Raw genomic sequence first — 13,298 nt, 5'->3', positions numbered from 1 at the left:
GGTGTGGCGAGGCACCGGTCTCCCTCTCCGGATCGGAGAGGGAAAGGTTTTTTCAGGTTACGGTCGCCGGATCAGCGGCCGCCGATAACGCCGATGTAATCGGAGACCCAGCGATAGTAGGGAACGCACTCGCCCTGGCTTTCGCACTTCGAAACCGGTGTGGTCCAGAAGTTGATCTTCTCGAAATCATCCAGGCCGTTGGCGGTGCAGCCTTCAGCGGTCTGCATGCCGCGGCCGTCAGTGCAGGCCGCGGGAACGGCGGGGTTGGCGCCGAACCAGACCGAGAGATCGGACTGAAGATTCGAGGCCAGCGAATGCTCCATCCACATGTAGGCGCAGTTGGGGTTAGCGGAGTCCACATGCATCATCGTGGTGTCGGCCCAGCCGGTGGCGCCTTCCTGCGGGATGGTGGAGGCCACGGGCTGGTTGTCGGCCTTCAGCAGGTTGACCTGGAACGGCCAGGTGCCCGACGCCACCACGCCTTCATTCTTGAAGTCGTCGATCTGGATGAAGGCGTCATGCCAGTAACGTCCGACAAGCGTGCGCTGCACCCGGAGCAGGTCGAGTGCTTCCTTGTACTGGGCATCGTTGAGCTCATAGGGGCTCTTGATGCCGAGTTCCGGCTTGTGGAACATCAGGTACTGCGCAGCGTCGGCGATGTGGATCGGGCCGTCATAGGCCTGAACCCGGCCCTTGTTGCTCTGGCCGTCCGGGAGATCCATTTCCTCAAACACGACGTTCCAGGAAGTCGGAGCTTCCTTGAAGACTTCGGTGTTGTACATCAGCACGTTCGGGCCCCACATGTAGGGGGTGCCGTAATGCACGCCGTCGACCGTGTGCCAGGGCGCGTCCTTGAGCCGGTCGTCGACCGTTGACCAGGACGGGATCAGATCGATGTTGATCGGTTGCACCCGCTTGCCTGCGATCAGGCGCAGCGAAGCGTCGCCCGATGCGGTGACGAGGTCGAAGCCGCCTTCGTTCATCAGCGCCACCATCTCGTCGGATGTGTTGGCGGTCTTGACATTGACCTTGCAGCCCGAGGCTTCCTCGAACTTGGTCACCCAGTCGAAAGCCTTGTCGGTTTCCCCGCGCTCGATGTAGCCTGCCCAGGCAACGATGTTGACCTGGCCTTCACCGGGTCCGACCTCGGTCATCATTTCAGCCGATGCCAATCCCGGCGCCATCACCGAAAGCGCCATCGCCATCGCCGTGCATGTATTCAAGATCTTTTTCATTGCTTGAGCTCCCACCGTTGGTGGCCGCCGAAATGGCAGCCAGCGTCGGGAGCCAAGATTGATGCGGCCCGTGTGACTCCGCAAATTCTTTTATCAGAATGATGATATCGGAAAAACCGATAGCCTATGCAAGTCCACGTCGGTGCGTATCGCGGCGATTGAGGCCGCTTGGCTGCAATCCGAAGGACTGATCAGGCGGCACCATCCATGTCGGACGTCCGGCCAATGGCATCAAGCCGCTTTTGCAATGCAAGCCTATCGATGCTTTGCAATGGCAGGCTGGTGAAAATCGAAATCCTTGCATTGAGCATCCGGTATGCTTCCGAGAATGCCAGATGCTTCTCGGCTTCCGTTCCTTCGGCGGCGGCTGGGTCGGGCACGCCCCAATGGGCGGTCATCGGTTGACCGGGCCAGACCGGGCAGCTTTCGTTGGCGGCGTTGTCGCAGACGGTGAACACGAAATCCAGTTCCGGCGCGCCGGGCAGGGTGAATTCGTCCCAGTCCTTCGATCGGGCGAAGCCGGTGTCGAAATTCATCTGCCGAAGCAGATCCAGCGTGTAGGGATGGACTTCCCCTTTCGGCTGGGAGCCGGCCGAATAGGCCTTGAACCGGCCCTGTCCGACCCGGTTCATGATCGCTTCCGCAAGGATCGACCGGGCCGAATTGCCGGTGCATAGAAACAGGACGTTGAAGACCTTGTCTGCCATGGTTCTCTCGCTTCTCTGATAATCGTGAACTTGAAGTGCATCCCTGTCGCGGGCACATTAAATCAATATATCAAGAATACTAGATAAAAATGATTTGGCAAGGCTGTACTTTGTATCCGCGGCATTGAAACGATGAAGTGGTGGAAAGCGTGCTTCCAGGCACTGATCGATTCAGTCGCCGATCCAGGTCGAAACCGAATCCGTGATCACGCGGCAGTCGCCGGAGATGTTCATGACCTTTTGTGCGAACTTTGGCAGTGTCATCTTGACCGAGCCGGAGGTGCGGATCTCCGTCTCAGAGACCAGTTCCATGGTCAGGCGAACATCCGTTTTCTGTGCTCCCTCCGCACCGTAATCGATGCCTTGCGTGAAGATCGAAGCGGTCCAGCGATTGTTGCCTGCGGCACTCCAGCTGTGGCCGGGATTGAAATCCCGCGGCAGCTTGTTGGGATCGAAAGGTTTGGGGAAGCTGACACGCCGCGTTGTCGTTTCCGGGCCCTTGTTCTGAGCCGCCATCGCGCTTGCCAGCATCTCCGGACATCCTTCCATGCGCGTGGCCTTGACCACCGTGCGCCAGTTCCCGTCGCGCGGCTGCAGCCCGCCGGGGAACAGTTCGACCTCCTCCTGTCCCTGTCCGCCGCACTCCCGGTCGATCTGCCTGCGGGAGGCCGTTGACCATTCCGGCTTGCGCCCGGCGCCGATGATCAGGATCCCGCCGGAGGCCGATGGAAGTTCCGTACCCGCTGCCACCGACGCCTCGTCAATGGTCAGATCGGAGAGAAAGAAGCGTGCGCCGTTTCCGGTGCATTCGGCGACCAGCGCCTTTTCTTCAGCCATGGCCTGAGAAGCCACACCGCAAGCGATGGTGGCCGTTGCCAGAAAGATCTTCCACATGGTCTCGTCCTCAATTGGCAGGTTTGCGGTTCGGAACGAGCCGGTCGAGCAATTCGGCAGCGCCTTCCTCGGTCAGGGGACCGCCGGGATCAGATCCGGGTTCGGGCGCCAGCCCGATCTCGAACACATTCGGGCCTTCCGCGGTGATCTCGACATCGCCGGCAAACTGCAAGTCGCCGGCATCTCCGGTCACCCGGTAGCGCCCAGGCAGGAAGGAGCCGCTCATGCTCGGCGCGAAGTCGCTCGGCGCCCAGGCATCGAGCGGCAGGCTGTCATCAAGCGGGATCGCCGACCATTGCACCTGAAAGCTCTCAAACGCCTCTCCGACTTTGAACGTCGCCTCGACCTCGCCCGATGGCGATGGCGGGCTTGGGGGTGTCGCTTGCTCCTCCGGTTGCGCCGGCAAGGCATTCAATGTCCCGACCTGAAACGGGACACGGGCTTTTTCGACCTTGTCGTTGCCCATCTCGTAGACGAGTTCGTACGAGCCGGTCTCTTGCGGGGCAATCACCGGATTGCCCTCGGCGATGCTTCCAAGCGTCAATGCCCAGCCAACGGCGACGCCGTCCTTGTAAGCGCTGATGTAGTCGCTCGAGCCCTGGCCGCCAAAGCTTTCGAACGCGATTTCCGCACCTAGAGCGACGACCGACGGCACGACAAGACGAACCGCGGGATCAGCCTGGCTTTCGATGCGGGTCGAGCCGACGATCGTTCCATCGCCGCGTTCGAGCGTGACGATGAATTCGCCCGGCTCGGATGGCAGGGCCAGTGCATTGGCTTTCCTGCCTGCGCTGCCGCTGACATAGGACCAGGTGATCGCCGCACCGTCGGGGTCGCCGTTGGGCTTAGCCTTGTAGAGCGTCAACTGGAAATCGGCGCCGCCGACGTTCAGCCCTTCGCGGTTGATGGTCAGATCGATCAATGCGTTGTGCCCGGCGAGATAGGGTCCGCGATTGATCAGGCTGATATCGGGCAGGTCACCTGCGAGGGCCACCTCGATGGACCTGGCTTCCGGGTCCCTGATCTCGAAACCGGTTTCTCCCGAGCCGTTGGCGGTCGACAAGAGAGCCGTGTAGCGGCCCTGGTCCAGATTGAGGACAAAGGGCGAGTACCGCGCATCGCCGGTCAGTTCCGCAAGTTCGGTCACCGTGCCGGTATCCTCATTCCGGAGCGACCAGCTGTATCGCTCCGGCATGCTGTTGTTTCCAAGCAGGATGAACAGCTTAACCTCCGCAGAAATGGCAGGCTGCTCCACCGGAGCTTGCGCTTCCGTCTGTCTCAACGCGTCAGCCAGTTCTTCGCCGGTCGTTGGGCGCAAGAGCTTGCCGCCGGTCCTGTCCGGGATGCAGGCAAGAGTATTCGCCTCGGCTTCCGACAACCCGAAACCAACCACGTGCGCCCGTATCTTGATGCCTGACTGAGCGAGTTCATCCGCAATCGCGCAGACATCCGGAACGCAGGTTTCGATGCCGTCGGTGATCAGGACGATATCGGCCTCCTCGGCCGTACGCGGGACCTGTCGCGCGGCCTCCCGGAGTGCGCCGCTGATTGGCGTCTTGCCTTTTGGGTTGAGCGCGTTCAGGCGGGCAGAGACATCGTTCGCCGCGTAGACGCCCGACGGAAACAGGGTTTCGATATCTCCACAATCGCCCCGTCTTCGGTGCCCATAGGCGACAACACCGAGTGGTCGGCTCATGTCACGCCCGGCAAGATAATCGCCCAGAACCTCGCGGGCGACCTCGATACGGGTGCGGCCCTCGAGCTCCGCCCACATCGATCCCGATCCGTCGAAGACGAGGATGGTCGCGCTGTCCTCCTGAGCCTTGGCCGGCGGTTGCAGCAACAGCAGGAGGCCGGCGGCCAGTCCCAGGCCGTATCGCGAAGAGAGATGACGAAGCATGATCAAACCCGGTTGTGTTTCTTGCGCCGGATGGTTGCCAAGCTTGGTCCACTTGGCAATATATGGAAATCCTTAGGTGTGGCCCCGGTGTGACAGGAGCAGTCTATGCAGGCCAACGCGGTGGAAGACCTCCTGACATCGATGCAGACCGCGAAGGGCACGCCGGCGGTATGGGAAACCGCCGCCGCCTTTTTTGATGCCTGTGGTTTCGACCGGATCATCTATCTCGACATGGGCCCGGGCAGGGACAGGGTGATGGCCACCATGCCGGACGCCTGGATGGCCCATTACACCGAGCGCAATCTTGCCCGCATTGACCCGTTCATGCGCTATTGCGCGGCCTCGCTTATGCCGGTCGGCACCGGGGTCGACTATCTTGAGGAGCATTCCTACCTGGACCCACGCGAACGCGGCTTCATCCGCGAAGCCGCGGAGACCGGTTTTCGCTCGGGCATGAGCTGCATGATCCGTGTGAAGGGGCCGATGGGCGCTGCGGGCTGGAACCTGGGATCAACCATGCCGCGCCATCAACTAGAGAAGGTCTTCGCCCGGCAGGGGGACGTTATCCGCCTGGCCGCGCATTTCAGCCATGAAAAACTCGCGCAGTCAGACGGGGCCGCTGAGACGGCAAGGGTCGAGCTTTCGCCCCGTGAAACCGAATGCCTGCATTGGCTGGCGGCCGGGTTGCGGACCAAGGAAATCGCGGACCGGATGGGAATTCGGCCGATTACCGTCGAGCTGCATCTTCGCAATGCGCGAACAAAGCTTGGTGCCCAGACCCGCGAGCAGGCGCTTGCGCGCGCCATCGCGGCCGGTCTCCTGGCGGTCTGATCAGTGGATTGAACTGCTTAGCGTTGCCGGATGGCTCTTTGAGCCTGCGACAGGTCAATGAAGTCCCGCGCGGCCTGGTTCATCTGGCTGCCGCGACGCCAGGCGACGCCGACCTGCACCATCGGCAGGCTTCCCGACACGTCACGGCTTTCGATCCGGTCGCCTTCGAGCGACCAGGGCCGGTAGACCAGATCCGGCAGCAACGCCACGCCGGCCCCGGTTGCAACAAGGCTGCGCACCGCTTCGACCGAGCGCGTTCGGAAAGCGATTTTCGGGCGGGATCCGATGGCGTTGAGCAGCTTGGCCGTACTTTCCTCGATTTCGTCAATCGTCAGCATGATCACCGGTTCCTCGGCGACGTCCGAGACGTTGATGCTTTCAGCCGATGACAGGCGATGGCCCAGCGGCAGCCACAGCCGGTAGGGCGAGACTTCGAGGATTTCGGTCTGCAACGCCATGCGGTTGCGCAGATTGGAAATCACGATCACTGCCACATCGAGTTCGCCGCCGATCAGCAGATGTTCGAGATAGTCCCCGTTGTCCTCGATCGCTGAAACCGTCACGCCTGGAAACGCCCGCCGGTAGCGCGCCAGCAGGTCGGACAGCACATAACCGGCGACCAGTGACGTCACGCCGAGGTTGAGGGTTCCCGTGATGTTTTCCTTGTCATCCGAGAAGGTGCGACGCGCGTCGGAGACGTCCGACAGGATCTTGGTGGCATGGCGCAGGAACTGGTGGCCTTTGTGGGTGATGGTCAGCCCGCGCGAATGGCGGTCGAACAGCTCTACCCCGAGGTCGCCTTCGAGCTCCTTGATCGCTTCGGTCACCGCCGATTGGGAAATCGACAGGTTCTGCGCTGCCCCGGAGACTGTGCCCTGGGCGGCGACGGCGACAAAATACTGCAATTGGCGGAGCGTGAAGGCCATGCCGCATAACAATCAGCATTCTGTGCGGCTGACAACCGGGCTAACCGCCCGGATGGCGGGCAAGGCCTATCTGGGGCGAGCAGATGGCACCGTCAGCTGAATGCCGGCTCGGTGTGCTGGTTGCGCCAGTCGCGTGAACCGGAGGATGGTTTAAAGCCCCGCGGTTTCAACGCGATTGAGGCATTCTGACGGATAGTACGGCCAGTATGCAGCGTCACATGAGTTCACCGAGGCGATGCCCGGGGCAACAAGGCGCACCTTGCGCTCGATGGGTTGATGCGCAAGCCGGGCGCCGCGAACCGGTGCGGCAATCGGGCTTTCTGCCGGCGTCAAGGAGGCTTCGACAGCCAGGCTCGAAGTGGTCGAAAGCTCGGACATGCTGTCCGCGTCGGCGGCAATGGAAGCCGCGCCCAGAGCGAGGACAGATGCGGATATGATGGCGATCTTTTTCATGCCACATCAACGCCGCAGAAGCGCCTTGGTTCCCGCCATGGCGAGGGTTGCAGCGTCTGAAACGGTTCCCGATGCATCCGCCATGTCTATGGTTTCGCGTCGCAGCTCCTCTGTTTTAGGAAATCTTTTCAGTGGTTTGAGATACGACTTCGGTAAGATTGCACCACTCTGAACGAAGGGTCTGACGCGGGCCCCCAGTCTCCCGTGCTCGAGGGCCGCCATCCTGTTTTGCGGGCACTGTCATCGTGCCATTGCGGTCGCTGGGCGGCTTTCTTTTTTCAGCGATCAGCCCTAGGTGTTGCTGACCGAACCGGAGCAAAGATCCAATGAACGTTGCAGCCAGGACTGACGGGAGCCGCCATGAACATCATGAGCGGCGCTGGATCGCAATGGCGATCTTGCTCATCGCCGGCTTCATGAACCTGATCGACGTCACCATCGTCAACGTGGCGCTGCCCAGTCTGCAGTCCGGCCTTGGTGCCACGAGCGCCGAGATCGAATGGGTCGTTGCCGCCTACATCATGGCCTTCGCGATCGGTCTCCTGCCGTTCGGCCGTCTCGGTGACATGCTCGGCCGCCGCAGGATTTTTCTCTTGGGTGTCGGCGCCTTCACCATCGCCTCGGCGCTTTGCGGTCTGGCTCCCGGGATCAACACGCTGATTGCTGCCCGCGTGTTGCAGGGCATCGGCGGAGCGATGATGACGCCGCAGACGCTGGCCATTGCGCAAGTGATCTTTCCACCAAAGGAGCGCGGCCTCGCCTTTGCGCTGTTCGGTGTCACCGCTGGTCTGGCCGCCGTTTCCGGCCCGTTGATCGGCGGGTTGTTGATCGATGCCGATATCTTCGGCCTGAGCTGGAGGCCGATCTTCCTGGTCAACATCCCGGTCGGGCTCTTCGCCATCCTTGCAGGGCTGAAATACATTCCGGCCATGGAAGGCAACCGGGATGTCGGCATCGACATCGGCGGGATCGCGCTTGCAGGGCTGACCTTGCTCCTGGTCGTCTTTCCGCTGATCGAAGGACGTGAACTGGGCTGGCCAGCCTGGATCTTCGCCCTGTCAGTCGCAGCAATTCCGGCGGGTTGGCTCTTCGTCCGGTGGCAGCATCGTCAGGCCGATGCGGGCGGGCCGCAGCTCCTGCCGGTGACCTTGATGACAAATGCCAGCTTCATGGGCGGCGTGCTGACAGCGAGCCTGTTCTTCTCGGCCGTTCCCGGTTTCTTCATGGTGTTCGCGGTGTTCCTGCAGACCGGTTTCGGTCTGACCCCGCTGCAGTCCGGTCTGACCACGGTTCCCTTCTCCGCGGGCGTCTTTCTCGCCTCGATGCTGTCGGGAAGGCTTGGGCCGCGCTGGCAGCGTCAAAGGATTTTCATCGGCTCGGCCATGCTGTTCTCCGCCATGCTCTGGTTGCAGTCCCTTGTCGGAGGACTGGGGACGAGCGTGCATTCAAGCCTCTTCCTGCCGCCATTTCTCATTGCCGGCCTTGGTCTGGGAACGGCGGTGTCACCCTTGTTTCAGCTCGCGCTGTCCAGCGTGCCCGACCGTGATGCCGGATCGGCTTCGGGCGGAGTGCAATCGTTCCAGCAGGTGGGGGGAGCCTTGGGCGTCGCAGTCATGGGCCAGCTGTTCTTCGGCCGGCTGATGTCGGGAACTGTGCCGGGTGCAGATTACCCGACCTACATCGATTCACTCTACCATGCCCTGTTCTATCCGGTCTTCGCCTTCGGCTTGACCGCGCTGGCAGTGTTCTTCCTGAAGCCGCAAGCTGCCCAGCACAAACCTGGCTGACAGGAAACGGCCTCAGGCAGATTTACCTCAAAGCAACTTTCTTGCCTGGCCCCGTTTCTTCTTGCTGCAATGTGCTTTATGTAGGCCCCAAAGAAAGCCGTGGCCCGACGGTGACCCGCGCCCGGCGCCCGCTCCAGCGGGCCTAAACACGAAGTCCGAAAGACCCGACATGACAGACCTTGCGACCATCCAGCCGGCGATAGCCCGGGCTCTGGCCAAACGCGGCTATGAAACACTCACTCCGGTTCAGGAAGCCGTGCTCGCGCCGCAACTGCGCGATGCCGATCTGCTGGTCTCCGCCCAGACAGGGTCCGGCAAGACGGTGGCCTTCGGCATTTCGCTTGGACCGACACTGATGGGTGACGAGGAAGCGCTGCCGCGGGCCGAGGCGCCCCTGGCGCTCGCCATCGCTCCGACCCGTGAGCTGGCGCTGCAGGTCGAGCGCGAACTGGCCTGGCTGTACGGCGAAGCGGGTGCCCGGATCGCCACCTGTGTCGGCGGCATGAACATGATGACCGAACGCCGCACGCTTGAACGCGGCGCCCACATCGTCGTGGGAACGCCCGGCCGCTTGCGCGACCACATCGAACGCGGGTCGCTCGATCTGTCGGCCATTCGCGCCGTGGTGCTCGATGAAGCCGATGAAATGCTGGATCTCGGCTTTCGCGACGATCTGCAGTTCATACTTGATGCCGCGCCGGACCAGCGCCGCACGCTGATGTTTTCGGCAACCGTGCCATCCGGCATTGCCAATCTTGCCAAGCGCTACCAGAACAAGGCGGTCCGGGTGACCACCGCGGGTGACCAGAAACAGCATCTCGACATTGAATACCGGGCGCTTTCGGTGGCCCCCAATGACCGCGAAAACGCTGTCATCAATGTCCTGCGCTATTACGATGCCAAGAATGCCATCGTCTTCTGCAGCACCCGCGCCACCGTCAATCACCTGACCGCGCGGTTCTCCAACCGTGGTTTCTCGGTTGTCGCGCTGTCGGGCGAATTGAGCCAGAACGAGCGCACCCACGCTCTTCAGGCCCTGCGCGATGGCCGGGCCAAGGTTTGCGTTGCGACTGATGTCGCCGCTCGCGGTCTCGATCTGCCCGATCTCGAACTGGTCATTCACGCAGACCTTCCGAAGACTCCGGAAACCCTGCTGCACCGCTCCGGCCGCACCGGGCGCGCTGGCCGCAAGGGCGTTTCGGCGCTGATCGTTCCCTACAATGCCCGCCGCCGGACCGAACGTCTGCTCTCGGATGCCCGCATTGCCGCTGCCTGGGCGCGCCCGCCTTCGGCGGATGAGATCCTGGCGCGCGATGATGAGCGGCTGATGGCTGATCCGTCGTTCGAGGCTGAGATCGGTGAAGACGAGAAGGCCATGGTGACGGCTTTGCTGGAGAAGCACGGCGCGGAGAAAGTGGCGGTTGCGCTGATGCGCATGCACCGTGCCGGCCGCTCCTCGCCTGAAGAACTGATCGAGCAGGGACCCGTCTCCGCGCCTGGTGGAACCTACCCGGAGCGCGCGCCGCGCGAACATGTTCCGCTCAAGGATGCGGTCTGGTTCTCGTTGTCGCTCGGTCGCAAGCAGTCCGCGGAGCCGCGCTGGCTGCTGCCGATGATCTGCCGTGCAGGACACATCACCAAGACCGAAATCGGTTCGATCAAGATCCACGATCTGGAAACCCATGTGGAAATCTCCGGAGCTGCCGCCGACAAGTTCGAGGCTGCCATTGGTCCAACCCGCAAGATCGAGAAGAACGTCACCGTCACCCGCCTCGATGGCGTGCCCGAGATGCCGGCCCGTTCCCCGCGTCCGCCCAGGGCCCGCGACGAGTTTGCAGCAGCGCCGGCGCGCGCGCCAAAGGAGGAATGGCCCTCCACCGATGAACGTCCCCGGGAAAAGCCAAAACCGGATTACGCCAAGAAGCGGCCCTTTACCGGTGGCAAGAAGCGTGATGACCGTCCACCGCGCCAGAACGCCTATGCCGACCGCAAGCCCTCGGACCGCGACGACCTGCCGGCAAACGCAACGCCGGGTGTCTGGCCCTATGATGATTTGCCGCCCGCGCCGAAAGCAGGGTCCGACAAACCCAAGGCGGCTGCGAAACATGGCAAGCCCGTCAGGGAGCAGACGAGAGCGGATGCCAGCGATTCCCGGCCCGCCTTTGCCAAGGACAAGAAGCCGAAACGCGACAAGCCCGGCTTCAAGGCGGCCGCCAAACCGGCCAAGCCGCATCGCAAGGGTCCGCCGTCCGACGCCGCCAGATCGGACACCGGGTCCGAAGGTGGCAAGGGCGGCTTGAAGCGCAAGCCGAAAAGCTAGGCAATTCCGAGCCGTTTCAATCTTGGTCTTGTTCGGGCTCGAAAGTCAGCAGGTCACCGGGCTGGCAGTCGAGCTCGGCGCAGATCCGTTCCAGCGTTTCGAAACGGATGCCCTTGACCTTGCCGGATTTCAGCAGCGACAGGTTCTGTTCGGTAATGCCGATCCGAGCTGCAAGCTCCTTTGACCGCATCTTTCTCAGTGCAAGCATGACGTCGAGGCGAACGATGATGGCCATGGTCACACGATCTGCCGGTTGTCATCGCGCACTTGTGCTGCGAGTTCCTGGATGCTTGCGACCGCATAAAGTACAAGCGAGGCAAGTACGCCGCTGGCGTGGCTGGTGCTCAGGCCCAAGGCAATAAAGCGGGCGCCCTCAGGCTGGTTCAGGCTGGCAACAAGGCTCGCGGGGATCTGCGCCACCATAGCATAAAGTGTCGCGGCCAGCAGCCAGCGACTGGCCCGCCGCATATGCGCGGCGGCCTCGAGGCTGAGCGGTTCCTCGCCCGAAACGCTGCTGAACATCCGCGCCAGCCACCACAAGGCAATCGTGGTCAGGCCCAGTTGCGCCGTCGCAAGAAGCGCGAGCAGGACCACCTGCCACTCCGACACATCGGTGACTTGCGGATACACATTGCGTATCCACCCCTTCCAGAGCTCAGGCGCCAGCACCGATCCTGCCAGCAGCGCCAGACCGGCAACAAGCGCCAGAATCACCACCGCCCGCAACAACAGCGCCAGCTTCTGGCTTGTGCGGGTCACCTTGGTTGACATCGAATACTCCATTGCCGTCTCTCCAAAAATAAACTATGAGGACTATAAATTATCGTAAAACAGTAAAAAATCAAGGAGAAAATGAAATGGCGCGAATCCGTTCCCTTCTGCTGGTCCCCCTCGTTGTGCTGCTTTCCGGCTGTCTGTCGGTGACCCCACGTGGTCTGGTCGCAATGGCAGGTTTCAATCCCCTGCAAATGAACCCCGCGGAGCTTGGTGCTGGCCTCGGTGTGCCTCAATCCATCCGTCTTGCGGATGGCGACGCGATGATTGCAATGACATGGCAGGTCCGGGGTGAAGCGGCCCCCAGGGTCAATGAGAGGTTCTTGCTGCAGATATCGGATTCGTCCGAGATTGTCGGAATGCCTCCGCCCCTCCGCGGCGAGCGGATCTATGTCGGACGCCTCTCTAGGCTCGATTCCGTTCGCATGAGGGATGTGCAAGAGCGCATTCTTCGCCACAAGTCGGAGGGACTGGTAGGGCAGGGCAGTTTCTCGATCAACCTGCGCGGCGGCTGCACCACGGCCTCGCCGCTCACGGAACTTCCCTTCCGTACATTTGTGAAGACCGGTTCAGACAGTTCCTGGATCGAAACGACCCGGCGTTCGGACTTTGTCGCTACCCTTCCGGCGCATGAACGGAAAGAGTTTCTGCAGTCAGTTCGGATCTGCAACGGAACGGGATAGATCCGCAGCCTCTGCCCGGAGTGAATATCGCCGCATGGTGGCTGAAAAAGTGCAATATTGGGTGGTTTACTGTGGTCACTTGTTTCCGTATTCTTAACGAAAGCATGTTTAAAGTCGAATATGGGAAGGGGTTTGGCCCCATGCATGATGCGTTTCCCGTCGCGGCCAGGCGCTGCAAACGGCACATGCCTTCTTTCGAAAGGTGCCGCGTTCCAAACAGATTAACCGGTTAGGCCGGTCCGGAAGACTGAAGGCGCGTGTGCGTCCGGTCGCGGAAAGGCCAACTTGACGCGAGGACAAGATGAACGAGACGCAAACCGGCAATAAGACTTCAGGTCTTGAAATTATTTCGTTTTTCCTCGGCGAACAGGTGTTCAGCGTGAACATCATGTCGGTCAGGGAAATCCGCGGCTGGGCACCTGCGACGCCGCTGGCACACGCACCGAGCCACGTTCTGGGTGTTATCAACCTGCGTGGAACGGTGATCCCGGTCATCGACATGGCACTGCGGCTGGGTCTTGAAGCGATTGATCCGACCGAGCGGTCGGCAATCATCGTTGCCAGCATCCGCGGGCAACTGGTCGGCCTGCTGGTCGACAATGTTTCCGACATGGTCACCGTCACCGAAGATGAAATCCAGTCGGTGCCCGAAGTTGGCGCCACCGAAGTGCAGCGGATGACCACGTCGATCATCGCCAAGGACAAGCAGATGATCTCTCATCTGGACCTGGACTCGTTGCTCGACGAAGAAGGCGAACTCGCCGCCTGAGATCTGTCCCCGGACAGTC

13 protein-coding genes are annotated in these 13,298 nt (G+C 61.6%); 5 read left to right on the top strand and 8 right to left on the bottom strand.

The window, feature by feature from the left end; genetic code table 11:
• Positions 1 to 71 precede the first annotated feature (71 nt).
• The 4 genes from SPHINGO391_RS16365 to SPHINGO391_RS16350 all read right to left on the bottom strand — a co-directional run bounded on the left by SPHINGO391_RS16365 (position 72) and on the right by SPHINGO391_RS16350 (position 4,736).
• On the bottom strand, positions 72 to 1,235 hold the full coding sequence (locus tag SPHINGO391_RS16365; protein ID WP_152009831.1) for an ABC transporter substrate-binding protein: 1,164 nt from the start codon (positions 1,233 to 1,235) through the stop codon (positions 72 to 74).
• A gap of 191 nt (positions 1,236 to 1,426) precedes the next feature.
• The gene (locus SPHINGO391_RS16360; RefSeq protein WP_152009830.1) at positions 1,427 to 1,942 is read right to left on the bottom strand and encodes an arsenate reductase ArsC; all 516 of its coding nucleotides are present in this window, start codon (positions 1,940 to 1,942) and stop codon (positions 1,427 to 1,429) included.
• A gap of 171 nt (positions 1,943 to 2,113) precedes the next feature.
• Positions 2,114 to 2,836, bottom strand: coding sequence for a hypothetical protein (locus SPHINGO391_RS16355; protein WP_152009829.1), 723 nt, complete (start codon positions 2,834 to 2,836; stop codon positions 2,114 to 2,116).
• 10 nt (positions 2,837 to 2,846) lie between these two features.
• The gene (locus SPHINGO391_RS16350; RefSeq protein ID WP_152009828.1) at positions 2,847 to 4,736 is read right to left on the bottom strand and encodes a VWA domain-containing protein; all 1,890 of its coding nucleotides are present in this window, start codon (positions 4,734 to 4,736) and stop codon (positions 2,847 to 2,849) included.
• A 105-nt stretch (positions 4,737 to 4,841) separates the two neighbouring features.
• Here SPHINGO391_RS16350 and SPHINGO391_RS16345 point away from each other — a divergent pair, with 105 nt between their 5' ends.
• On the top strand, positions 4,842 to 5,567 hold the full coding sequence (locus SPHINGO391_RS16345) for a LuxR family transcriptional regulator (protein WP_152009827.1): 726 nt from the start codon (positions 4,842 to 4,844) through the stop codon (positions 5,565 to 5,567).
• Between the two features lie 17 nt (positions 5,568 to 5,584).
• Here the strand turns inward: SPHINGO391_RS16345 and SPHINGO391_RS16340 are convergent, their stop codons facing one another.
• Entirely contained in the window at positions 5,585 to 6,493 is a 909-nt protein-coding gene (locus tag SPHINGO391_RS16340) for a LysR substrate-binding domain-containing protein (protein WP_152009826.1), read from the bottom strand.
• Between the two features lie 150 nt (positions 6,494 to 6,643).
• Positions 6,644 to 6,946, bottom strand: a complete 303-nt coding sequence (locus SPHINGO391_RS16335; protein ID WP_152009825.1) for a hypothetical protein — start codon at positions 6,944 to 6,946, stop codon at positions 6,644 to 6,646.
• A 389-nt stretch (positions 6,947 to 7,335) separates the two neighbouring features.
• Between SPHINGO391_RS16335 and SPHINGO391_RS16330 the strand changes: the two genes are divergently transcribed.
• A complete protein-coding gene (locus tag SPHINGO391_RS16330) occupies positions 7,336 to 8,733 on the top strand; it encodes an MFS transporter (RefSeq protein ID WP_152011598.1) in 1,398 nt (465 codons plus the stop codon).
• A 169-nt stretch (positions 8,734 to 8,902) separates the two neighbouring features.
• Positions 8,903 to 11,053 carry a DEAD/DEAH box helicase gene (locus SPHINGO391_RS16325; protein ID WP_152009824.1) on the top strand — a complete coding sequence of 717 codons (2,151 nt, stop codon included), beginning with the start codon at positions 8,903 to 8,905 and terminating at the stop codon, positions 11,051 to 11,053.
• A gap of 16 nt (positions 11,054 to 11,069) precedes the next feature.
• Here the strand turns inward: SPHINGO391_RS16325 and SPHINGO391_RS16320 are convergent, their stop codons facing one another.
• Together SPHINGO391_RS16320 and SPHINGO391_RS16315 are read right to left on the bottom strand one after the other, a co-directional pair.
• On the bottom strand, positions 11,070 to 11,288 hold the full coding sequence (locus tag SPHINGO391_RS16320; protein ID WP_152009823.1) for a helix-turn-helix transcriptional regulator: 219 nt from the start codon (positions 11,286 to 11,288) through the stop codon (positions 11,070 to 11,072).
• A 2-nt stretch (positions 11,289 to 11,290) separates the two neighbouring features.
• Positions 11,291 to 11,824 (bottom strand): hypothetical protein, encoded by a 534-nt coding sequence (locus SPHINGO391_RS16315; RefSeq protein ID WP_152009822.1) that lies wholly within the window; start codon positions 11,822 to 11,824, stop codon positions 11,291 to 11,293.
• A gap of 173 nt (positions 11,825 to 11,997) precedes the next feature.
• Here SPHINGO391_RS16315 and SPHINGO391_RS16310 point away from each other — a divergent pair, with 173 nt between their 5' ends.
• Both SPHINGO391_RS16310 and SPHINGO391_RS16305 read left to right on the top strand, forming a co-directional pair.
• Complete coding sequence (locus SPHINGO391_RS16310) at positions 11,998 to 12,510, top strand: hypothetical protein (RefSeq protein WP_152009821.1); 513 nt, start codon at positions 11,998 to 12,000, stop codon at positions 12,508 to 12,510.
• Between the two features lie 301 nt (positions 12,511 to 12,811).
• Positions 12,812 to 13,279, top strand: coding sequence for a chemotaxis protein CheW (locus tag SPHINGO391_RS16305; protein ID WP_152009820.1), 468 nt, complete (start codon positions 12,812 to 12,814; stop codon positions 13,277 to 13,279).
• Positions 13,280 to 13,298: the final 19 nt, after the last annotated feature.

The sequence above is a fragment of the Hoeflea sp. EC-HK425 genome (assembly GCF_902498795.1).
Classification (GTDB): domain Bacteria; phylum Pseudomonadota; class Alphaproteobacteria; order Rhizobiales; family Rhizobiaceae; genus Hoeflea; species Hoeflea alexandrii.
The sequence above is the reverse complement of the archived record's forward strand: the minus strand, read 5'-3'. Positions and strand labels throughout refer to the sequence as shown.

Bases quoted from the DNA above. Each gene is read 5' to 3' on its own strand.
- SPHINGO391_RS16345 (WP_152009827.1), top strand. From the start codon at position 4,842: ATGCAGGCCAACGCGGTGGAAGACCTCCTGACATCGATGCAGACCGCG.
- SPHINGO391_RS16355 (WP_152009829.1), bottom strand. From the start codon at position 2,836: ATGTGGAAGATCTTTCTGGCAACGGCCACCATCGCTTGCGGTGTGGCT.
- SPHINGO391_RS16360 (WP_152009830.1), bottom strand. From the start codon at position 1,942: ATGGCAGACAAGGTCTTCAACGTCCTGTTTCTATGCACCGGCAATTCG.
- SPHINGO391_RS16350 (WP_152009828.1), bottom strand. From the start codon at position 4,736: ATGCTTCGTCATCTCTCTTCGCGATACGGCCTGGGACTGGCCGCCGGC.
- SPHINGO391_RS16305 (WP_152009820.1), top strand. From the start codon at position 12,812: ATGAACGAGACGCAAACCGGCAATAAGACTTCAGGTCTTGAAATTATT.
- SPHINGO391_RS16335 (WP_152009825.1), bottom strand. From the start codon at position 6,946: ATGAAAAAGATCGCCATCATATCCGCATCTGTCCTCGCTCTGGGCGCG.
- SPHINGO391_RS16310 (WP_152009821.1), top strand. From the start codon at position 11,998: ATGGCAGGTTTCAATCCCCTGCAAATGAACCCCGCGGAGCTTGGTGCT.
- SPHINGO391_RS16365 (WP_152009831.1), bottom strand. From the start codon at position 1,235: ATGAAAAAGATCTTGAATACATGCACGGCGATGGCGATGGCGCTTTCG.
- SPHINGO391_RS16320 (WP_152009823.1), bottom strand. From the start codon at position 11,288: ATGGCCATCATCGTTCGCCTCGACGTCATGCTTGCACTGAGAAAGATG.
- SPHINGO391_RS16325 (WP_152009824.1), top strand. From the start codon at position 8,903: ATGACAGACCTTGCGACCATCCAGCCGGCGATAGCCCGGGCTCTGGCC.
- SPHINGO391_RS16330 (WP_152011598.1), top strand. From the start codon at position 7,336: ATGGCGATCTTGCTCATCGCCGGCTTCATGAACCTGATCGACGTCACC.
- SPHINGO391_RS16315 (WP_152009822.1), bottom strand. From the start codon at position 11,824: ATGTCAACCAAGGTGACCCGCACAAGCCAGAAGCTGGCGCTGTTGTTG.
- SPHINGO391_RS16340 (WP_152009826.1), bottom strand. From the start codon at position 6,493: ATGGCCTTCACGCTCCGCCAATTGCAGTATTTTGTCGCCGTCGCCGCC.